The sequence below is a fragment of the Streptomyces mirabilis genome, assembly GCF_018310535.1.
Classification (GTDB): Bacteria; Actinomycetota; Actinomycetes; order Streptomycetales; family Streptomycetaceae; genus Streptomyces.
Genome location: NZ_CP074103.1, coordinates 140348 through 161519, shown reverse-complemented (window position 1 = coordinate 161519; position 21172 = coordinate 140348). Strand labels below are relative to the sequence as shown.

17 protein-coding genes, 5 pseudogenes and 1 riboswitch are annotated in these 21172 nt (G+C 70.1%); of the genes and pseudogenes, 13 read left to right on the top strand and 9 right to left on the bottom strand.

What is annotated here, in order from left to right:
• Positions 1-46: 46 nt before the first annotated feature.
• Both SMIR_RS41350 and SMIR_RS41345 read left to right on the top strand, forming a co-directional pair.
• Positions 47-1145, top strand: a pseudogene (locus SMIR_RS41350) (PLP-dependent cysteine synthase family protein); the annotation flags it as partial.
• 43 nt (positions 1146-1188) lie between these two features.
• Positions 1189-2428, top strand: a pseudogene (locus SMIR_RS41345) (MFS transporter).
• Between the two features lie 128 nt (positions 2429-2556).
• Here SMIR_RS41345 and SMIR_RS41340 read toward each other — a convergent pair.
• The gene (locus SMIR_RS41340) at positions 2557-3318 is read right to left on the bottom strand and encodes a CbtA family protein (protein WP_212728642.1); all 762 of its coding nucleotides are present in this window, start codon (positions 3316-3318) and stop codon (positions 2557-2559) included.
• A 19-nt stretch (positions 3319-3337) separates the two neighbouring features.
• Positions 3338-3559, bottom strand: coding sequence for a CbtB domain-containing protein (locus tag SMIR_RS41335; RefSeq protein WP_212728641.1), 222 nt, complete (start codon positions 3557-3559; stop codon positions 3338-3340).
• A 54-nt stretch (positions 3560-3613) separates the two neighbouring features.
• Positions 3614-3758, bottom strand: a riboswitch (cobalamin riboswitch).
• Between the two features lie 798 nt (positions 3759-4556).
• Here SMIR_RS41335 and SMIR_RS41330 point away from each other — a divergent pair.
• The 4 genes and pseudogenes from SMIR_RS41330 to SMIR_RS41315 form a co-directional block, all read left to right on the top strand.
• Positions 4557-4922 (top strand): hypothetical protein, encoded by a 366-nt coding sequence (locus SMIR_RS41330; protein WP_212728640.1) that lies wholly within the window; start codon positions 4557-4559, stop codon positions 4920-4922.
• 170 nt (positions 4923-5092) lie between these two features.
• Positions 5093-5689, top strand: a complete 597-nt coding sequence (locus tag SMIR_RS41325; RefSeq protein WP_212728639.1) for a carbonic anhydrase — start codon at positions 5093-5095, stop codon at positions 5687-5689.
• Positions 5686-6318, top strand: a pseudogene (locus SMIR_RS41320) (SulP family inorganic anion transporter); the annotation flags it as partial. The gene SMIR_RS41325 and the pseudogene SMIR_RS41320, both read left to right, overlap by 4 nt.
• Positions 6314-6958 (top strand): annotated as a pseudogene (locus SMIR_RS41315) (sugar phosphate nucleotidyltransferase); the annotation flags it as partial. The pseudogenes SMIR_RS41320 and SMIR_RS41315, both read left to right, overlap by 5 nt.
• A gap of 259 nt (positions 6959-7217) precedes the next feature.
• Here the strand turns inward: SMIR_RS41315 and SMIR_RS41310 are convergent.
• From SMIR_RS41310 to SMIR_RS41290, 5 genes are all read right to left on the bottom strand, one after another.
• Positions 7218-7448, bottom strand: a complete 231-nt coding sequence (locus SMIR_RS41310; protein WP_212728637.1) for a hypothetical protein — start codon at positions 7446-7448, stop codon at positions 7218-7220.
• A gap of 166 nt (positions 7449-7614) precedes the next feature.
• A complete protein-coding gene (locus SMIR_RS41305; protein ID WP_212728636.1) occupies positions 7615-8418 on the bottom strand; it encodes a tRNA-dependent cyclodipeptide synthase in 804 nt (267 codons plus the stop codon).
• Positions 8415-9695 carry an MDR family MFS transporter gene (locus tag SMIR_RS41300; RefSeq protein ID WP_212728635.1) on the bottom strand — a complete coding sequence of 427 codons (1281 nt, stop codon included), beginning with the start codon at positions 9693-9695 and terminating at the stop codon, positions 8415-8417. Before SMIR_RS41300 ends, SMIR_RS41305 begins: the two co-directional genes overlap by 4 nt.
• The gene (locus SMIR_RS41295) at positions 9692-10831 is read right to left on the bottom strand and encodes a PLP-dependent cysteine synthase family protein (RefSeq protein ID WP_212728634.1); all 1140 of its coding nucleotides are present in this window, start codon (positions 10829-10831) and stop codon (positions 9692-9694) included. The genes SMIR_RS41300 and SMIR_RS41295 overlap by 4 nt, the downstream gene beginning before the upstream one ends.
• A gap of 97 nt (positions 10832-10928) precedes the next feature.
• The gene (locus tag SMIR_RS41290) at positions 10929-11390 is read right to left on the bottom strand and encodes a hypothetical protein (protein ID WP_212728633.1); all 462 of its coding nucleotides are present in this window, start codon (positions 11388-11390) and stop codon (positions 10929-10931) included.
• Between the two features lie 215 nt (positions 11391-11605).
• Between SMIR_RS41290 and SMIR_RS41285 the strand changes: the two are divergent.
• The 7 genes and pseudogenes from SMIR_RS41285 to SMIR_RS41255 all read left to right on the top strand — a co-directional run.
• Positions 11606-12356: pseudogene (locus SMIR_RS41285) on the top strand (NADH-quinone oxidoreductase subunit N); the annotation flags it as partial.
• A gap of 303 nt (positions 12357-12659) precedes the next feature.
• Positions 12660-13190: a cupredoxin domain-containing protein gene (locus tag SMIR_RS44510; RefSeq protein ID WP_349636934.1), complete on the top strand. Its 531-nt coding sequence runs from the start codon at positions 12660-12662 to the stop codon at positions 13188-13190.
• Between the two features lie 31 nt (positions 13191-13221).
• On the top strand, positions 13222-13959 hold the full coding sequence (locus tag SMIR_RS41275) for a hypothetical protein (RefSeq protein WP_212728631.1): 738 nt from the start codon (positions 13222-13224) through the stop codon (positions 13957-13959).
• Positions 13960-14051: 92 nt separating this feature from the next.
• Positions 14052-15485 (top strand): hypothetical protein, encoded by a 1434-nt coding sequence (locus tag SMIR_RS41270; RefSeq protein ID WP_212728630.1) that lies wholly within the window; start codon positions 14052-14054, stop codon positions 15483-15485.
• A 192-nt stretch (positions 15486-15677) separates the two neighbouring features.
• Positions 15678-16550: a DUF5134 domain-containing protein gene (locus SMIR_RS41265; protein WP_249938686.1), complete on the top strand. Its 873-nt coding sequence runs from the start codon at positions 15678-15680 to the stop codon at positions 16548-16550.
• A 447-nt stretch (positions 16551-16997) separates the two neighbouring features.
• Complete coding sequence (locus SMIR_RS41260) at positions 16998-17291, top strand: heavy-metal-associated domain-containing protein (RefSeq protein WP_212728629.1); 294 nt, start codon at positions 16998-17000, stop codon at positions 17289-17291.
• Between the two features lie 115 nt (positions 17292-17406).
• Positions 17407-19683, top strand: coding sequence for a heavy metal translocating P-type ATPase (locus tag SMIR_RS41255; protein ID WP_212728628.1), 2277 nt, complete (start codon positions 17407-17409; stop codon positions 19681-19683).
• A gap of 114 nt (positions 19684-19797) precedes the next feature.
• Here SMIR_RS41255 and SMIR_RS41250 read toward each other — a convergent pair whose 3' ends face one another.
• The gene (locus SMIR_RS41250) at positions 19798-20127 is read right to left on the bottom strand and encodes an Ig-like domain-containing protein (protein ID WP_212728627.1); all 330 of its coding nucleotides are present in this window, start codon (positions 20125-20127) and stop codon (positions 19798-19800) included.
• Positions 20128-20612: 485 nt separating this feature from the next.
• Complete coding sequence (locus tag SMIR_RS41245; protein ID WP_212728626.1) at positions 20613-20993, bottom strand: hypothetical protein; 381 nt, start codon at positions 20991-20993, stop codon at positions 20613-20615.
• Between the last annotated feature and the right edge of the window lie 179 nt (positions 20994-21172).

The following is a 21172-nucleotide window of genomic DNA, read 5'->3' as shown; positions in this document are numbered from 1 at the left end:
GACGGCCGGCGACCGTTCAGGCCGCCGACCGCGGGAGAAGCACGCCATGAACCACCTCGACACCCTCACCGTCCCTGCCTTTCCGGCACAGTTGCTGGCCGAGGCCAAGCGCCCGACCCACACGCCCGCCGGACTGGTCGGCGACACCCCGGTCCTGTGGCTCGGGGAGCCCTTCACCGCCGCCGGCCGCGGCTTCTGGGCCAAACTCGAAGGCCACAACCCCGGCGGCATCAAGGACCGCAGCGCCCTCTACATGGTCCGGGCCGCCCGCGAGCGCGGGCAGCTGCTGCCCGGCGCCCGGATCGTCGAGTCGACGTCCGGGACCCTCGGCCTCGGCCTGGCCCTGGCCGGCTCCGCCTACGGCCACCCGGTCACTGTCGTCACCGACCCCGGCATGGAACCCCTGATGACGGGCCTGCTCACTGCGTACGGCGCCGGGGTCGACGTGGTCACCACCCCGCATCCCACCGGCGGCTGGCAGCAGGCCCGCTGCGACCGCGTCGAGGAACTCCTGGCCGTCCACCCGGACGCCTGGTGCCCCGACCAGTACAACAACCCCGACAACGTCGCCGCCTACGCCCCGCTCGCCCACGAACTCGTAGCTCGGCCGGATCGACACCCTCGTCGTCGCCGTCGGCACCGGCGGCCACTCCGCCGGCATCGCCTCCGTCCTGCGCGGCTTCTTTCGCCGCCTGCGGGTCGTCGGCGTGGACACCACCGGGTCGACCATTTTCGGCCAGCCCGCCGCACCCCCCACTGATGCGCGGGCTGGGCAGCAGCATCTACCCCCGCAACGTCGCCTACGACCTCTTCGACGAGGTCCACTGGGGTCGCCGCCCCCGAAGCCGTCTGGGCCGCCCGCACCCTCGCACGCCACCACTACGCCACCGGCGGCTGGAGCGTCGGCGCCGTCCCTCTCGTGGCCCGCTGGCTGGCCCCGCACCGTGCCCGCAGAGGAGCGGATTGTCGCGATCTTCCCCGACGGCCCGCAGCGGTACGTCGGCACCGTCTTCGACGACACGTATTGCCGGGACCACGGCCTGCTCGGTCACCTGCCCGCCGACGATCCGGACGAGATCGGCCACCCCTGCGAACGGGTCGTGTCCCGCTGGACACGCTGCACCCAGGTGATCGACCCGCTCGCGATGCTGGCGCCGTCGGCGAACCCGCGCTCGTGGAGGCCGCCCGATGAAGCACCTGTGGCGCCAGACCCGCTCCTTCCCGCCCCCCGTACGGCTGTTGATGGCCAACCGGTTCGCCATCAACCTCGCCTTCTACATGCTCATGCCCTACCTCGCCGCCCACCTGTCCGGTCAACTCGGCCTCGCCGCGTGGGCGGTCGGGCTCGTGCTGGGCGTACGGAACTTCTCCCAGCAGGGCATGTTCCTGATCGGCGGCACCCTCGCCGACCGCTTCGGCTACAAGGCCCCGATCATGACCGGCTGCCTCCTGCGCGCCGTCGGCTTCGGCCTGCTCGGCTGGGTCGACAACCTGCCCGCCCTGATCGCCGCCTCCGCCGCCACGGGCTTCGCGGGCGCGCTGTTCAACCCGGCCGTACGCGCCTACCTGGCCGCCGAGGCGGGCGAGCGGCGCGTGGATGCCTTCGCCACCTTCAACGTCTACTACCAGGCCGGCATGCTCCTCGGCTCGCTCGTCGGACTCGCCCTGCTGGCAGCCGACTTCCGCCTCGTGTGCACCGTGGCCGCCGCCATCTTCGCCGTGCTGACGCTGCTGCAGTGGCGGTCGCTGCCCGCGCGCCGCGGCCACACGGCCGGCACCGGCGGCGAGGGCGTGCTGGCCCAGTGGCGCACAGTCGTGGCCAACCGGCCCTTCCTGCTCTTCTCCGCCGCGATGATCGGCTCGTACGTCCTGACCTTCCAGGTGTATCTGGCGCTCCCCCTCGCCGCGTCCGACGCGCTGGGAGCGAACGGCACGGCGGTCACGAGCGGGCTGTTCGTCGTCTCGGCCGCGGTCGCCGTCGTCGGACAGGTGCACCTCACCGGCCTGGCCAAACGCCGCTGGAGTCCCAGCGAGGCGCTGGTGCGGGGGCTGGCAGCGATGGGGGTGGCCTTCCTGCCACTGGCCTTCGCTCCGCGCGGCTCGTCGGTGGCGGTACTCGTGGCCCTGGTCGCGGCCGTCGTCCTGCTCGCGGCGGGCAGCGCAGTGGTCTACCCGTTCGAGATGGACACCGTCGTGACCCTGTCCGGCGACCGCCCGGTCGCCACGCACTACGGCTTCTGCAACACCGTCTCCGGCCTCGGCAACCTCGCCACGTGCGCCCCTCTGGGACTTCGCCGCGCGGCACAACGCACTCTGGCTGACCTGGGCAGGACTGCCCGCCACCGGGCTCGCCTGCGCGACATCGATCGCGGCGCTGGCACACAGCGGCCGACTCACCGTACGTCGGCCGCAGCCCGTCACCGTATGAGCGGGCGAGCCGCGGTCCAGGACGGGCACCTCCTGCGAAGCAAGGACGGCATCCGTGCGCCACCACCACCACGCGCAAAGGGCCTGTGCCGGTCGCGCCCCCGGCACAGGCCCCTCTACCTGAGCCGATCAGGCGGCCGACGCCACCCCAGGGGCCGCAGCCGCCTGGGCCGGGCGCGCGGGGTGCGGCGACAGGACCCGTTCTGCGAGGAAACCGAAGACCACGCCGAACGAGGCCCACAGCAGCGCCTGGATGCCGAGTGAGGCGAGGCGGAACTGCCACAGCACGGTGGCCGGGAAGTCCTTGGGCGTCTCGTTGACCGCCGGCAGGAACGCCATGGCCACGGCGATGACCCCGATGAAGGCGGTGGTCGCGGCGACAGCGGCGTTCCAGTTGCCGATCCGCCCGGCCAGGCGGCGGCCGAGGATCACCGCGCCGAGGGCGACCAGCACGGTCAGGGCGATCATCCCGACGTACAGCGTGGTCCGCTTTCCGATGGTGTCAGGGTCGCTGGACCCCGGCGGGTTGGCCGGGTACTTCAGGAACGGCACCAGGTAGACGGTGACGAAGGCGCCGCCGGCGACCAGCAAGGTGGTCGCCCGCGCGCCGAATCGGCCGACTCGCCCCAGGGCGAAGCAGAACGCCAACGCGGCGATCCCGCCCACCGCCGTGCCGAGGACCAGCACCCCGGTGGCCAGGCCGGTGGTGGACTGCGCGGCCCGGCTGACCAGTTCCATGCCGTGATCGTGGGTGTGGGCGTCCTCGTAGGCGATGCCCGCGTTCACGCCGGGCTCGCCGATCAGATAGGCGAGCCCGAAGGCCAACAGCCCCGCGGCCAGGCCCGCGAGCATTCCGCGTACCAGCAGCGCGCGGACGGTGACGGAGTTCATACGGCTGTCCTCTCGCGACTCAGTGGCAGGGGAAGCCGAGCAGGTGCCGGCCGTCGTGGACCCACTCGTGGACGCCCTCGCCGGAGAAGACGGAGGTGGCGCCCTGATCGGCGCCGACGAAGTACAGCAGGACCAGCATCAGCAGGCCGAAGAACACCGCCCAGGGCAGAATCGCCCGGATCGGCAGTTTCGCCACGACCGGCGAGGACAGGGGGGCAGGGGCAGCTGCAGTGTGAGCCACGGCGGTACCTCCTCGGGAACACGCGTCCCGCTCGTTGGAGCACGCGACGACGGCGCCGGGTCTGACTCACCGGCAACTCCCCACTCAGCGCGAAGAGTTGCACAGCTCACAGTGGCGCGACCGTGCCGGAATTGCACCGGACTTCCGTTCGCGCCGTCGTCCTAATACGCCAGACGGTACCGGTCCCGCGCCTACCAGCCAAGATGGCCTGTCTCACCCCCGCTCCGGCCCAGGCCGCACCACCGGCACAGGGATAGCGTGCGCCCCATGACGATCCGGCTGACCCTGCTCACCCCGGCTCCCGGACCCACCGGCCGGACCGGCAGGTGGAATCTCCGTCTGGGATGAAGCCGACGACTCCTACCGACCCATCAGGTCGCGGCACTTGTACTCGCCACCTGGCAGGCCGCCGACCACACGCACGCGGACTCCCGGAGCGAGCGCTGCCTCGGACAGGCGGTGAACTCTGCTCAGCCACACATCTCTTCTCCGCCGGAGAACGGGCGCTGCTGAGCGGGTACAGCCACTGAAGTCCATGACCGGACATGGCATCGTCTACTAAGACACTTAGAGTCCGTGGGGTAACATGGGTGTCGCACACCCCCACAAAGGGGGTCCGGAGGGGGGCATGACGGAACACGGTGACGTCTAACACCGCGAGCAACATGACCCACGCCTCTCGGATCGCGTCAGACATCAAGGACGACCAGAGCGGGCTCCTGTCGGGGATCTCCACCTTCTACATCGTGGTAACGGTGCTGATCATCGCCCTGGTCGTAGCCCTGATCGCCGAGCTGGCATGGAGAGACAGGCGGCAGCGGAGGCGGGAAGCGTCAGTCGCACCGCCTTCCGAAACTCCCCCCCGTGAGGGTGAAGCCCCGCCGTAACCATCAAAGCACCCCCTACAGTTAATGTACTAATGGAATTAGCGGATGGATCGTCTTCGCGGCACAGTCCCCAGGCTGCACGGAACCACGTACGACCAGGAGCTGAACGCGTGTCACGAGGCAAGCCGGTCTGGGCCCTGTTCGCGGCCCTCGCTGCCGCGTTGCTGGCCCTTCAGCTCTTCACGCACACCGCTCCCATGGCCTTCGCCCACGAGCGGGAGGCCACGACGTCCCAGGGCGAGGCGTTGGTCTGTGACGACGCCCACGGCCCCGAAGAGACGTCCCAACACTTCCTGACCCGCGATCGCCAGCGATCCGACGAGAACGCCTCGGTCGGCGCTTCAAGTGGCGCCCAGACCGTGGGCGCCCACGTGGCCGCGGCGTCGTCGATGCCCTCGACGGCCGGGCACACGTACCGTCAGCCAAGACCGGCAACAGGGCTCTCTCCTGCGGGACTTCAGATCTTCCGCTGCTGACCGAACCCACAGGCAAGCACCCTTCTGGACGGCCGAGGCACTTCTCCCAGCCGCCCCGCGCTCGCGCGCGCTCCCACTGCGCGCGGAGCGCTGCCCCTTGCCTGCCTCAGTGGCCATTTCCCCACCTGAAGGACCGACGCGCCCTGCGGCGCGCCCAGGAGGCATTCCACATGCAGCCCTTCATCGAACACGCCCGGTCGTTCCGGCAGCGGACCGCGGCACGGCCCGAGGAGTTCGCCCGGCTCGCCGACGGCCAGGCCCCGCAGGCCCTGTTCATCACCTGCTCCGACTCGCGGGTCGTCCCGGCCCTGATCACCGGGGCCCGCCCGGGCGAGCTCTTCGAGTTGCGCACGGCGGGCAACATCGTTCCCCCGTACGCCCCCGGGCGGCCGACCAGCGAGGCGGCCACCATCGAGTACGCGGTGGAGGTCCTCGGTGTCACCGACGTGGTCGTCTGCGGCCACTCGCACTGCGGCGCCGTCGGCGCGCTGGTGCGCGGCGAGGACCTGAGCGCCGTACCCGCCGTCCGTGACTGGCTCGCCCATGCCGCGCCCCAGCCGGGCGAAGCGACGGTCCAGGACGACCCCGCGATCGCGGGCGCGGTGCAGTCCCACGTGCTGGCGCAGATCCTCAGGCTGCGCTCGTACCCGTGCGTCGCGCGGCGGCTCGACGCGGACCGTCTGCGTCTGCACGCCTGGTTCTACGAGGTCCACACCGGCACCGTGCTGGCCCACCGGTCGCACGCCGACACCTTCGTCGCGCTGTGAGCGCGCACAGGAGGGCCACCGGCGGGACACCCACGAATCGGCGAAGGCACGGCCACCGCCGCAAGAACTCCGATACGTCCGGCTCGACTTTCCGGCAGGACTTCGCCGCCTCGCTCGTCGTCTTCCTCGTCGCGCTGCCGCTGTGCGTGGGCGTGGCCGTCGCCTCCGGTGTGCCGGCCGAACTCGGTCTGGTCACCGGCATCGTCGGCGGTCTCGTCACCGGCTTCCTGCCCGGCAGCAGCCTCCAGGTCTCGGGGCCAGCCGCGGGTCTGACCGTGCTGGTCTTCGAAGCCGTACGCGAGTACGGCCTGCCCGTCCTCGGGGTCGTCGTGCTCGCCACCGGTGTGCTCCAGCTCCTCATGGGCGCCCTGAAGTTGGGCCGGTACTTCCGGGCCATCTCGGTGGCTGTCGTCGAGGGCATGCTGGCCGGGATCGGGCTGGTGCTGATCGCGGGCCAGCTGTACTCCATGGCCGGGACAAAAGCGTCGGCCGAGGGACTCGCCAAGATTGCCGGGCTGCCAGGGATGCTCGCCGACGCGGTGGGCGCACCCGGCGCGCGAGCCGCTCTCAGCCTCGGAGCGGGAACCATCGCGGTCCTGGTGCTGTGGAAGAAGCTGCCGAAGGCGATCTTCCCTCGCCGACAGTGTGCGTGAACTCTCTGATCTGGCCGCGCACATCAGCTTCATCCACCAGAACGGGCCCTACGGCAACGGCACGCCCGTCCTCAACGCGGCCCGGCTCATCGGGGACGAACCCTTCATGGTTCTCTGGGCGGATGACGTGTTCGTCGCCGACGTCCCCCGCGCGCAGCAGCTCAAGACGGCGTACGAGGCCACTGGCGCCCCTGTCCTGGCCCTGATGCCCATGGATCCGGCCGACTCCTTCCGCTACGGCGTGCCGATCGTCAAAGAAGATCTCGGCGGCGGATGCCTGCGCGTCTCCGGTCTGGTCGAAAAGCCGGAGCCGCAGGACGCCCCCTCGCCCTACGCCGCGATCGGCGGATACGTGATCACTCCCGGCGTCGTCGCCGAACTGGAGGAGCAGACCCGCCGCTGGTACCAGAAGCCGGAAGGAGAGATCTATCTCTCCGACGCCCTGCACGCCCACGCCATCGCCAACCCGCTCTACGGGCAGGTCATCGCCGGCACCTGGTACGACACCGGCTCCCCGCAGACCTACCTCGAAGCACAGTTCGCCCACGCTCTCACCCACCGCGAGTACGGGTCCGCACTGCGCCGACTCGCGTACGACCTCGACGCCCGCACCTAGGCACACCCATCCGGATGAGTGGGGGCCGCACGCCGGGCACTGCCTTCGACTCGGCGAGCATCTCCGCCGAGCCCGGCAGACGGTGGATGTTTATCCGCCTCGGTCCTCGGGTGTGCGACATCCTCGGGCGAACGGACCTCGTCTCCGCCGCGCAACTGGTCTCCGGGCGCGTGGCGGGAACCGTGACGGCCCAAGGGCCGGATGAAGCACAGGTAGACGAGCACGATCGCGACCGGGACCAGTAGCGGACCGTACGCGCTCACTGAACGCTCTCGCGGGACGACGCCGACGGCTGGGCAGGGACGCGGGTCCGGGCCTGCAGCGCCTCGACTTCCACGCGCAGTTCAGCGAGGTCCGTCTCGGTCCGCCCGGGGGCAGGAGACTCCTTCGGGGCGGAGCCCTTGCGGCCCGACCGCATCATGAACCACATCACGGCGCCCATGCCGAGAGGGCAGGCCAGCACCGGAAGCAGATACAGCACATCACTCATGAAATTGCTCCTCGCCCGCCGATATGACCGGACCACCGACCCGTCCAAGCGGCACACCCGTAACGACCCCATTAATCCACTAAGCTATATAGGAGACACGGTCGTGTCGACCTGTTGTGCGTAGCGCCGCCCACTACGGACGGCGCTACGTGTGCTCGTCGGCGTGCTACAGGCCAGCGGGTTGTGGAGTCAGATGATCAGCGCTGTGCAGGGGTGGGGCAGCGGGTACCAACACCCCCTGTGACTCGGTGCCGTCCACGTCGGTCGGCGTGATCACAGCGAATCCCTGGCCCGGCCCGGGATGCCGTACGAGTTCGCGTGCGTAGAGGCGGTGCAGGAACGCCGGCGGCCGGTGGTAGCAGAACACCGATGACTCGGCCTCCACGATGGCCGGGGTGTCGAGGAACAGCGGCAGCTCGGCGAGCAAGTAGCGCACCGCACAGGCCATTTGAGCCTCGTCCGGCTCGCGCCCCTCCGGGAGCCTTCCGGCAAGGACCCAGCCGCTTGCTTCCCGGCAGGCGGCTCGGAACCCTTCGTCCCGCGTATAGAGAGCATGTCCCTCCGCGTGCAGTCGGCTGAAGGCCGCCACCCCCTGCAGCTCCGCCCACCCGAGGACCCGGGTCCGGCTCGCGCCCTCATCCACGCCCCGCAGGGCCACTCGGATCTTGTTCCGGGTGTACTGGCCCTGCCGACGCGCCTTCCACTCCGCTTTTGCCGGCGAGTAGCCCAGTGCCTCCAGCGTGTACGCGCTCGGACCGTCCGGCACGAAGAAGTCGACGCGTGAGAACCGCTGACAAGCCCAAACGGCCACCTGCCGGATCCGTGCGACCGAGAAGTAGCTGTTGAAAGGGCTGACGCCGATGCACGCGTGCTCAGCACGCGACAGTACGGCGGCACACGCAGTGCTCAGCGGAGTCGCGACAAGTCCGGCTGCCGAAGGGCCCGTTGTGTGCGTCGCGCCCGCCTTCATGAGGTCACCACCGCGAGTTCCGGCTCGGACCGGGCGGTCAGACGGCCGGACCGCGCCAGCAGGCCGACACATCCGGCGCAGAGGGCGCCCGTCGCCGCGAGCGCCCACCACGTCAGCTCCGGGTGCCCCATACGTTCGGCGGCGTCCCAGACAGCCCCGGTGGCCAGGTTCCCCAGAGTGATGCCGAGTCCGGAGACGGTGTTGTACAGCCCGTAGTGCGTGGCGACCAGCCGTCCGCCCGCGAGCGATACGACCGTGTCCATCTCGAACGGGTAGACCACGGCCGTCCCCAGTCCGAGCAGGGCGACCGCCGCGAACAGGGGCGCCAGCGCCATGCCCCAGCCCATAACGCTGGAACCTCCCGCCACCGTTCCAGGCCCGACCAGCAACGGCACGAAGGCGACACCCATGACCGCGATGCCGTAGACGATGGCGCGCTGCGAGGTCCACCGCGCCCGGGCCCACGCCGTGATCTTCAGCTGCCCCACCACAGCCACCGCGGCGGAGAGTGCGAACAGGGCGGTGGTCACCGCGTCGCCGCTGTCCCGGGCCACCCGATGCGCCTGCAAGGGAAGCGCGAGGTAGACCTGGAACGACAGGACGTACGAGCCGATCATGGCGGCGGAGAAGAGCAGGAACGGCCGGTTGTGAACGACGGTGCGCCAGTCGGCCAGCACGCCACCGGGTTCGGCCGACGGAGTGCCCTCACGATCGGGCAGCATGCGGAACTGGATGACCGTCAGGGCCAGGAACAGGACCGCAGCCACGGAGCAGACCAGCCCGAAGTCGGCTGTCAGCAGGGCGAGTCCGACCAGCGGCCCGACGAACATCCCTGCCTGATAGAAGACGTTGAAGGTCGCGAAGGCCTCCACTCGCCGCGCCCCCGCTTCCTGCGCGAGATAGGCCCGTACCGCCGGATTGAACAGAGCCCCCGCGAAGCCGGTGGCCGCCGACGCCACGACGAGCGCGGGCAGCGAATCGACGAAACCGAGCAGACCGAAGCCGATGGTACGCAGCACGCACCCGGCCATGATCAAGGGCTTGTAGCCGAGCCGGTCGGCGAGCGTGCCGCCGACGAGGAACATGCCCTGCTGGGTGAAGTTGCGTACCCCCAGCACCAGGCCGACCGCCCAGGCGGCCATGCCCAGCCCGTTGGCCAGATGCACGGCCAGGTAGGGCATGAGCATGTAGAAGGCGGTGTTGATGGTGAACTGCTGGACCATCAGCAGCCGGATGCATCCGTTGAACGAACGGAACTGCGCGGCAAGGGAGTTCATCGCGCCGTCCCCTCCGCCACGACGGGCGCGGTGATGTTGGTGCAGCGGGTCCAGCGTTCGACCGCGTACTCGCCAGGGTGCGCGATCTCGTCCGGCTGGTCCGCGGGGAAGCGGCGCAGAAGCCCGTGGGTACGGCAGTAGCCGTCGCTGTAGACGGTGTTCCAGTAGCGGTGGACGCCGTCGGGGAAGATCACTGCGATGCGGGTGCGTTCGGATTCCGTTCGAGCCAGCCAGTTCGCCACGAGCGCGACCGCGCCCACGCTCCAACCGCCGCTGGCGTAGTGACCGCGGGCCAGCTGGCGGCAGGTCCACACCGCTTCTCCGGGAGCCACCCAATGGACCTCGTCGAAGGCCGCGTGGTCGACGTTGCCCGGGTGGATGCTGCTGCCGAGGCCTCGCATCAGGCGCGGGCCCGCGGGCTGGCCGAAGACGGTGGAGTTCACCGAGTCGACGCCGACGAGCTTCAACTCCGGGTTGAAGGTGCGCAGGGTGCGGGCGATGCCGGCCGAGTGCCCGCCGGTGCCGACCGCCGCCACCAGGACGTCGATCCGGCCGAGCTGGACGATGAGTTCGAGGGCGAGCGGCGCGTACGCGGCGACGTTGTCGGGGTTGTTGTACTGGTCGGGGCACCACGCCGAGGGTGTACGGGCGAGCAGTTCGCGCACGCGCTGCCTGCGCGCCTCCTGCCAGCCTCCGACCGGGTGAGGCTCTGATACGACGTCCACGTGCGCGCCGAGAGCACGGAGCTGGTGCACCATCAGCGGCTCCATCCCGGGGTCGGTGACCAGGGTGACCGGGTGGCCGTAGGTGATCCCGGCCAGCGCGAGGCCCAGGCCGAGGGTGCCGCTGGTGGACTCGATGACCGGAGCACCCGGTGCGAGGTCGCCCCGCTTTCGGGCGGCGGCGACCATGTGGAGTGCGGGGCGGTCCTTGATGCCGCCGGGGTTGGCGCCTTCGAGCTTGGCCCAGAAGCCGCGTCCGGAGAGGTTGAAGGGTTCGCCGATCCATAGAACGGGGGTGTTGCCGACCATGCCGGCGGGTGACCGGCGCGGTGCGCCCGCAGGGTCGGGGAGTTCGTGTGCTGCGAGGAATGAGGTGATGTCGCGCGAGGGGATGCTGCGCAGGGCCGTGCTCATGTGGAGTCCTCTCGCGGCCCACGATGAGGCCGCGTGTCTGTGCCGTACGGGTGGGGGGTGTCGGGACGCCCGGCAATGCGTGCCAGGCGGGGCACCGTCAGGTACGGCTGACGCAGACGAGGCGCAGCAGGTGGAGTCCGGTGAGGCAGGGCGCTCCGGCGGTATCGCCTCGTCCCGGCGGCGCGCCGGACGTCGCGGGATCCTCCGTGCGGTGGCGCAACGGCAGCAGACCGAGCAGCAGGAGGGCCAGGAGCAGCGCCCCGGCCGGCACCCGCAGGTCGGCGGGCCAGTCGGCGGGGTCACAGCACGCGACGCCATGCCCCGGGTGCTCGTCCGCTCCGTGGGACGCCGAACAGGTCAATGCGTCCGAAACGAGCAGCGGGACGTCCGAACCGGATTCCGCCTGCTCCAAGGACACGGCCGCCGCAGCATGAACGTGGCTCTCGGCCGGGTGCACGGCGCACGCGACAGCGTGGGCCATGAGCATCAGCACCAGGCCCACGAGGAGAGCGAGGGCCGGTTTGCGCGCCCCCGCGCAGTCGGCCGATTCCTGCGGCATGCTACTGATCGTAAGCGGAACATCACTATATGCCAGTACTCATCCTCGTATGGGTGAACTTGCGCAACCTCAGACTCAAGGGACCAGGGCTCAACGTTAAGGCTCTTAGCCGTAAGGTTGGCGGGCCAAGCCGCTGCGGAGGCCCCCACCCTCACCGTCCCGAGACCGCGGTGATCGACCAGGTGATCGACCAGCAGGGCCGCATCGCCGCGCTCATCGTGGGCGGAGCATCCTTCAAGGCCGGCGGCGTGCCGGGCCACTTCTGGGTGCCGGACGCGGTCCAGGGCAGTGCTCCCCCGGTCGCGGCGTTCCTCACCACCCTCCCCAAGATCGGTGCCTTCGCCGCCCTGTACCGTCTTGGGACCGAGGCGCTGTCCGGTACGGACGTTGCCGTGGGCGGCTCTGGTGGCCGTGCTCTCCGCCGCGTCCATGACCCTGAGCAACCTCGCGGCCTTCTTCCAGCAGGACGTGAAGCGCCTCCTCGCATACTCGACGATCAGCCAGGTCGGATACCTGCTGATGCCGGTGGCCGTGGCCAGGCGCGCGGATCTCGCCCAGCAGGCGCCGCTGTTCTATCTGGCCGGGTACGCGCTGACGAATCTCGGCGCCTTCGCCGTGGTCTGCGCTCTCCCCGGGCTCCACAACATCGACGATTACCGGGGGCTGGCGCGTCAGCGACCGGCCCTCGCCGACGCCCTGGTCGTGTGTCTGCTCGGCCTGGTGGGGACCCCGCCGACCGCAGTCTTCCTGGGAAAGCTGGAGGCGTTCAGTGTGGCGGCTACGCCTGGCGGGCGGTCGTGGCCGCGATCAACACCGTGGCGTCGCTGTTCTACTACCCGCTGGATCGCTCCGGCCGTGTCCGCGGGGCGGAACGGGAAGACGCCCGGGACGGGAGGCTCGCGCGCTGACACCGCATCCCCTTGCGATGGGAACCGGACGGCGGTCAGCGGTGTACTCAGCGCATGACCGACGTCCTCAGCAGCGGCCCGCATCGGCCGTCTTGGAGGCCGGCGCGCTCGTTGATCGCGGCGGGACCGGTCGTGAACTCGGCTGCGGCTGTGGCCGTAAGCGTCTTAGCAGCAGTCGGAAGCGAAGCATCACGTCCTACAGCTACCCGAAGTCCCTCGCCACCTCCCCGCCCGGACCTCGCGCTGACTTCCGCGTGACGCAAAGCCGCCACGACATCCACCATGGTATTGCTGCTAACCCTCATAGCCGTCATTGTCGAGGTATGGGTCGCTGTCAACTCCCTGTCCCTCAAAGGACTGCATGCCCGGCACGGCTCCCACACCCACTCCATGGGAGCCGCCATCCTCAACACCGGCGAGGTCGCCCGCCGGGCCGCCTTACGCCCCTCCGTACTCCGACCTCCGAAGGGCCGCTCCGATGTCGCCTTCATCCCACCGCCGACGCACCGCATCCCTGCTGCTCGCGGCGGCCGCGACTCTTCTGCTGGTCCCGGCCTGCTCCAGCGGGAAAGACAACTCCCCTTCGGCCACATCCAGCCCCGCGTCCTCCAGCCCCGCATCACCGTCGGCGAGCACTGGCGCGGTACGCATCACGATGAAGAACTTCGCCTTCAGCCCGTCCACGCTGACGGTGAAGGCAGGCGAGAAGATCACGGTGGTGAACGAGGACTCCGCCGCGCACACGGTGACCGCCACGGAGGGCAAGGCGTTCGACACCGGGAGCATCTCCGGCGGCAAGTCCGGAACCTTCACCGCCCCGTCCAAGGCCGGCAGTTACCCCTTCGTTTGCACCTTCCATTCGAACATGAAGGGCACTCTAACCGTGCGCTGAGGCACCTCGCTCGGGACAGACGCCCGGCCTGGTGATCGCGGGAGCACGCTCGCCCGAGGTCTTCACGTTGAACCGGCGTGACCGCACGGCGGACACCGGCCCGTGGACGGTGACCGTCCGGCGGGGCGACGGCTCGCTGGGGCGGAACGGCGCGGTGGTGACGTTCCCTGCCCCCGCGCCGCAGTTGGGGCGACCGGTCCAGGTCGGCGGTGTCACAGGCAGAGTGGGTGACGGCGAGATCGCATGGCCGATCGGGGACGCCTACGCACGCGTCCGAGGGGATCTGCCGCGGACCGAGCTGGTGGGGATCGCCGCCGCGACCACGGTCGTCTCGGGTCGGCCCCACGTCGATCCGCCGTCCGGACTCTCCGTGACGAGCACGGGCACCTCACGTCCCCGCTACCTACGCGAAGCGCGCTACGGCTCGGACGAGGTCGGAGAGGCCGACGAACTCTCCCTCGGCCTGACATACACAGGCGTGGCCCGTTGTGGCGGGATCGAGGATCGGCTGTACGCCGCGGACGCTCAGGCGTCCGGGACCGTGCACGGCAGGCCTGCGGTGGTCACGTCCGCACTCGGCGCCAACGGCGTGCTGGCCTGGGAGCCGGAACCAGGTCTCGTGGCCTACGTCGGTTACAGCGGGGCAAGCCTCGACGAGGGCGCCGTCGCCACCCTGCACTGGATAGCCGAGCAGACGCGGCCCTTGTGGACCGAGCAGTGGCAGGCCACTCGCCCCCAGACGAACGACGAGACCAACGACTTCGGCTGAGGTGAATCTCTGTGCCATCAGATAGGCATATACCCCCTAGGGGTATATGCCTCGAGAGGTTACGGCACTTCTCGGCGAAGAGGGGCAGAGGCATGGGCTGGCTACTGACAGCGGTGACGAGCGGCGCGCTCGCGCTGTTCAGCACCTACTGGGACGACTCGCTGCACACCGACGTGGGCCGGGACACCTTCTGGAGCGCACCGCACGTGCTGCTCTACGGATCGATCCTGGTCACTCTCGGCGCGCTCGCCCTGTGGGCATGGCCTCAGGTCCGCCGGGAAGGCGTCGCCGGAATCGTGCGGGAGCCGGTTCTGCGGTGGGCCGTCGTCTCCGGGGTCGCCGTGGGCATCGCCGCGCCGGCGGACGCGGTCTGGCACACTGCGTTCGGCCAGGACGCCGTTCTGTGGAGCCCGCCGCATCTTCTGGCCATCGTCGCCACCATCGCCCTGACCGTGGCACTGCTGCGGGCCGTTGTACGGCAAGGTGGCAGCGGCCTGGCGGTCACGGCGGCCGAAGCCCTGGTCCTGGGCGCCGCCCTGGTGCCGGTCATGGAGTACGACTCCGACGTCCCGCAGTTCTCGGCCCTCTGGTACCTGCCGGTGGTCAGCGTCGGGGTGACCCTGGCCGTCCTGCTGGTACGCCGGCTCGACCCGCAGCCGGGAGCTGCCGGCCGCGCCGCGCTGCTGGTCACCGTCGCTCGGCTCCTCACGGTCGCCGTCCTGGCGGCGCTCGGCCACTCCACGCCGATCATCCCGCCGGTGTTCCTCGTCGCGATCGCTGCCGATCTGGTCCACTCGTGGCGCCCCTCCCCCTGGTGGCTGGCGCTAGTCGTCCCGGCCGCCGTCCACGCGGCCTACCTGCCGCTGCTGCCGGTGATGCCGCACGGCACGGAGGTCTCCGCCGACCAGATCGCACCCTCGCTGCTGCTGGCTGTCGCAGGCTCCGCCCTGGTGGTTCTGGTGTCCGAGGGGGTTTCGCGCGCCTGGCACCGGGGAGTGCAGGCCGCGACGGTCGCCTCGGCCGTCCTGCTCGCCGTCCCCCTGCTCACCGCAACGCGCGCCTTCGCCCACGACCCGGGACAGGGCACCGACGCGGGCCAGGCGCAGTGGAAGGCGTTCGTCCAGGAACACGTAGTCGAAGTCACGCTCACGACAGACGACCCGGCGCTCAGGCCCACGGGGCTGATAGCCCGCCGCGCCGGGGAAAAGGTCACCGGGCAGCTCATGCCTGTCTCCGACGGCGCCGAGCGCGGCAGGATCCAACTGCACGCCGAGGGCCGCTGGTTCCTGTACGCGACCTTCAAGGACTCCCGGAACCGGACCGCGGAAAGCTGGGTCGCCGTCCAGCAGGGCTCGGGACGGAACGTCACCGAGACGCGTCCCGTGTACCTGCCGCCGACGCAGACGTACGGAGCGGGCCGGACCACCGCCACCGTGGTGCTGTACGGAATGGCCGTCGCGATCCTCGCCGCCGTCGCCCGGTCCGGCCGCACCCGCCGCGCCGCACAGTCCCAGCCGCAGAGCTGACCGGGCGGAGCCGACTGCCAGGTAGACGGAGACGCAAAGTCCCACCAGCCCCTGAACACTCTCCGAAACCGAAACGTACTAAGGGCAATAGCAGTAAACAGCCCGCATGGCGCCGCGAGGCGCCCTGCGCGGCGAGCCCGCGTCCTTCCGACCGCAGCGGCCCGCCGCGCCCGGACGTACGGGAAGGTGAAGATGGGAAGCCTTGCTCTCAGCTGGTCCGTGGCGGCGGTCGCCGCTCTGGTGGCGGCTGTCAGCGCGGTCCGGGTAGTGACCACCAGCGGTGAGACGCGGTTCGCGGCGGGCGGCGATCTGCTGATGGGCCTGTGTATGGCCGTCATGGCCCTGCCCGCGACGGCCGTCTGGTACGCGGGCTACGGCATGTGGTGGGCGGTGGGGTTCGCCCTGCTCACGCTCGGCGGCGTGGCGCTGGCGGTCAAGCACACGCGTACTCATGGCTGGAAGCACGGCCGCCACTGGGTGCACCTCATCGTCGCCGGCGTCGGCATGGTGATCATGACACTGGCGATGACGAGTACGTCGTCCGGTCCTGCACTCGCCCTCGGCTCCTCCATGGCGAACATGCCGGGGATGGAGAGCATGGCGAGCACGGGGGACATGGCGGGTATGGGCTCCGTGGAGGGGATGGAGTCGATGCCCGGGATGAACATGCCGGGCATGACCACCGCCGCTGCCGGCGCTGGGACGTCAGCGGGTTGGAATTCCGTGTGGCGCCTCGCGATCGCGGCAATCGCCGTGTACTTCCTTCTGTCGATCGCCGCATCTGTATGGGCACGGGTTCGGGGCACCGGCAAGAGCGGCCTCACCGCGGGCCGCGCGGGTGGCCGACGGCGCAGCTGGGGGCGCTGGCTGCTCGCCATGCCGGACACGGTGCTCGTCTTCCTGGCCTCGCTGACGATCTCTGTATGGGACAAGACCCGGGCGGCCGAGCGGACGGCCTGTCGCGGCCGCCGTCGCAAACTCGGCGCCGCACCGGACGCGGCTCTGGCGGCCCACATCGGCATGGGCGGGACCATGTCCACGATGCTGCTGATGATGGCCTCCTGACGGCGGCCGGGTCAGCCCGGACCCCACTGATCGCAGGCCGGCCCCAAGACATGCGGGCGCCCTCAAAGGCTTCGGCCGCGCACGTGCGCGGGCGTCGGCCGAAGCGGCACCGTTGACGGGCGTCAGGCAGCGGGCGCGGCGGGGAAGGTCGTTTCCGAACCACCGCGGCAGCGATGAGTCCGTCCCGCAGAGGGCGGACGACCAGCCCTTCGGCAGGTCGGGGTCCGGGGACTGCGGGAGCACTCATGAAGCCTCCTCGTGGGGTACATGCGCCCCACCATTAAGGGACTTAGCGACAATGGGCAGGGGTGACCAGGCCCATGGGTGCGGCACCACAGGGATGGCGTAATACCCTGGGGGGGTATAGTGTTCCTATCGGTGGGAGGAGCCGGGAATCGCGCCCCTCCCCTTGAGACCCACGCGCATCGACACCCTGAGGAAGAAGCCATGACCGACCAGAAGACCTCCGGCTCCTGCTGCGGCGGCGGTTCCTGCGGCTCCGGCACGACCGCCGACGTCCAGGGCATCGGCGTCACCACCGTCTACAAGGTCTCCGGCATGACCTGCGGCCACTGCGAGAGCTCGGTCTCGAAGGAGATCTCCGCTCTGACCGGCGTCACCGCGGTCCAGGCCGTCGCCAAGACCGGTGAGGTGACCGTCACCTCCGCCGCGCCGCTCGACGAGGAGGCCGTCCGGGCCGCCGTCGACGAGGCCGGCTACGAGCTCGTCGGCCAGGCCTGACGGCCTCTCCGGGGCTTCCCACCCCGGCATCACGCGCATTCCCTCCCCGCGCCGGGACGTACCGCCCCGCTGATACGGACGCCGTACGTCCCGGCCTCCCCCTGGAGATACGCCCATGACCAGCACGGCTCCCGCGAAGACGGCCACCGAGACCGCGCCTGCGCCCACCGCCGCGGTCGAGCTCTCCATCGGCGGCATGACCTGCGCCTCCTGCGCCGCCCGCATCGAGAAGAAGCTCAACCGCATGGACGGCGTCACGGCGACCGTCAACTTCGCCACCGAGAAGGCGAAGGTCTCGTACGCCGACGGGGTCGAGGTCGCCGACCTCATCTCCACCGTCGAGAAGACGGGCTACACGGCCGAGGAGCCGCCGCCTCCCGTCCTGGAGACCAAGGGCGGAACCGAGGACGCTCCGGCAGTGGACGGCGAACTGCTCTCCCTGCGCCAGCGGCTCCTCGTATCGCTCGTGCTCTCCGTGCCCGTCGTCCTGATGGCGATGGTTCCGGCCCTCCAGTTCGACAACTGGCAATGGCTGTCACTGACGCTGGCGGCTCCGGTTGTCGTATGGGGTGCCTTGCCGTTCCACAGGGCAGCCTGGACGAACGCCCGGCACGGTGCCGCGACCATGGACACGCTGGTGTCGATCGGCACGCTCGCCGCCTTCGGCTGGTCGCTGTGGGCGCTGTTCTTCGGACACGCGGGCATGACGGGCATGCGGCACGCCTTCGAGTTCACCGTCTCCCGCACGGACGGCTCCTCCTCCATCTATCTGGAGGCCGCCGCCGGGGTGACCACGTTCATCCTCGCCGGGCGCTATCTCGAGGCGCGCGCCAAGAGGAAGTCGGGCGCGGCGCTGCGGGCGCTGCTGGAGCTGGGCGCCAAGGACGTCTCCGTACTGCGCGGTGGTACCGAAGTACGTATCCCCGTCGTGCAGTTGGCCGTCGGCGACCGTTTCGTCGTACGCCCCGGTGAGAAGATCGCCACTGACGGCACCGTCGTCGAGGGCAGCTCCGCCGTGGACGCCTCCATGCTGACGGGCGAGTCCGTTCCGGTCGACGTGGCGGTGGGCGACGCTGTCACCGGGGCGACCGTGAACGCCGGCGGCCGACTGGTCGTCGAGGCTACTCGCATCGGCGCCGACACACAGCTCGCGCGGATGGCACGGCTCGTCGAGGATGCCCAGAACGGCAAGGCCGAGGTGCAGCGCCTGGCCGACCGCATCTCGGGGGTCTTCGTCCCCGCTGTCATCCTCATCGCGCTGGGCACCCTGCTGACCTGGCTGTTCGTCACCGGCGACGCGACCGCCGCGTTCACCGCGGCCGTCGCGGTGCTGATCATCGCCTGCCCCTGCGCGCTGGGGCTCGCCACGCCGACCGCCCTCATGGTCGGCACCGGCCGTGGCGCTCAGCTCGGCATCCTCATCAAGGGACCCGAGGTCCTTGAGTCAACCCGTCGCGTGGACACCGTCGTCCTGGACAAGACCGGCACGGTGACCACGGGCCGGATGCAGCTCCAGGACGTCTTCACCGCGCCCGGTGTGGACGAGGGAGAGCTGCTGCGTCTTGCGGGCTCGCTGGAGTACGCCTCCGAGCACCCGATCGCCCAGGCGATCGCGGCCGGTGCCGTCGAGCGGGCCGGAAGCCTGCCCGTGCCGGAGAACTTCGAGAACGTCGCCGGCCTCGGCGTCCAGGGCGTCGTCGACGGGCACGCGGTGCTCGTGGGCCGCGAGAAGCTCCTTGCCGAGTGGATCATCGAGCTGCCCCAGGAGCTGGCCGAGGCCAAGGCCGCGGCGGAGAGCGAGGGACGTACGGCGGTCGCCGTCGCCTGGGACGGCGAGGCACGTGGCGTCCTCACCGTCGCCGACGCCATCAAGGAGACCAGCGCCGAGGCGGTCGCCGAACTACGCAGGCTGGGCCTGAAGCCGGTCCTGCTGACCGGCGACAACCAGCTCGTCGCCGAGTCCGTGGCCAGGGCCGTCGGCATTGACGAGGTCATCGCCGAGGTCCTGCCGCAGGACAAGGTGGATGTGGTCAAGCGGCTGCAGGGCGAGGGCCGTACGGTCGCGATGGTCGGCGACGGCGTCAACGACGCGGCCGCCCTCGCCATCGCCGACCTGGGCCTGGCGATGGGCACCGGAACGGACGCCGCGATCGAGGCGGGCGATCTGACCCTCGTACGCGGCGACCTGCGCGTGGCCGCCGACGCGATCCGCCTCTCCCGCAAGACCCTGGCCACCATCAAGGGCAACCTCTTCTGGGCCTTCGGCTACAACGTCGCAGCCCTGCCGCTCGCCGCTCTCGGCATGCTCAACCCGATGATCGCCGGCGCCGCGATGGCCTTCTCATCGGTCTTCGTGGTGACGAACAGCCTGCGGCTGCGGTCCTTCAAGTAGGACTTAGGGACTCAGACGCAGCATCCCGGAACGCCGGGGCCCGGTCTCCCGCCCGGGCCCCGGCGTTCCACCACGTCTGGCTCCCTCGGTCGCCGAGCGTGTCCACAAAACGGCTCACCTCGGCATTGAAAGCATCCGGGCGCTCCAGCATCGGCATGTGGCCGGTCTTCTCGATGACCACGACCTCCAGGGGACGGTCGAGGAGTCCATCCGGATGGTGGGGACCTTGCTCAGCACCACCATCGTGCCGTTCCAGGTCTCGAAGGTCTTCTTGCCGTCGGATCCCGTCGCGCTGGCCTCCACCGCGTACGTCACGCCGGGAGCCAGCTCGGCACCGGAGGTCCAGGAACCCTTGTTCTTGGAGAACGATCCATCGAGCGTGCCCGGCCCGGGGGCGATCACCTTCACGGACGTGAGCTTGCCGCTGCCGACCCGCACGGTCACCGTCCTGCTCCACCAGCACGGCCGAGGTGTCGGACGCGGGCGTGATCGCTATCTTCGCCGGCCCGGAAGTTCCCTTGCCGTCGTCACCACCCGCGCTCGTGCCGTCCGAGCCCGCCGCACTGCTGCAGGCCGCCAGGGCCATGGCCCCCGCGGCAGCCAGCGCGGCGGCTCGGATTCCCGTGCGGCGTCCGGGAGATCCCCCGGCAAGGCTTCGCAGCGCGGTTGCACGCTGCATGATCAGCCCATCAATAGAGTTCGCTGCCTGCCGCATACCGCCCGCTCTGCATCTCCTTGGGCGGCTGCCTCGTCCCGCGGTGCGCCCAGTTCGACAAGCCTTGCGCTCGCGGCACCGGGAAGACTGCGCCGACTTCCGCGGCACTTCAGGTGGACCGGCACCGCCGCGCCCGATGTCGTGCTGCGTGCCGCCGGCGGCCTCCCGGTCACGAACTGAGCTGGCCTCGCTTGCGCCGCACACTGCTGGAGTACTAACTGCAGAGGCGTTTGAAGGCGGTCGCGCCTGGCCGCGCACGGAACTTCACCTCATGTCCCGCGTTGTCGGTGAAGACGGTCTCGGTCTTGGATTTCAAGGTCATCGTGCCGTGCTGGATGGGGTTGTCCCACCCTTCGGGCGGGTTGCCCGAGTTATCGGAGAGCGGGGGATCCGCTTCGAAGTACGTCGAGCCGATGCGAGCCTCGTCGATGCCGCAATGCGTATAGAGATCGAAGGGAATCGTGCGGACGGACGGGGTCCCGCTGGACGGAGTCGCCCGGACGGGCTTTGTGTCTTCGTGGGTCTTGGTGCAGCCGGCGAGCACCGTGACAGCCAGCGCGAGGGCGAAGGTGATCCGTCCAGCTCTCTTCGTCATGCCCTTTCGACGCCCGGGCCGAGTAGGTGGTTCCGTACCTCACAGATGCGGGCCAAAGGGGAGAGCGTCACACGGCGACGGGCATTGGCGCGGCCACTTCGACGTCCGGCCCTTCCTACTGGCCTACTAATCACGTTAGCAGTATGCTTCTACGGCACCTCGCCAACCAGGAGCCCCGG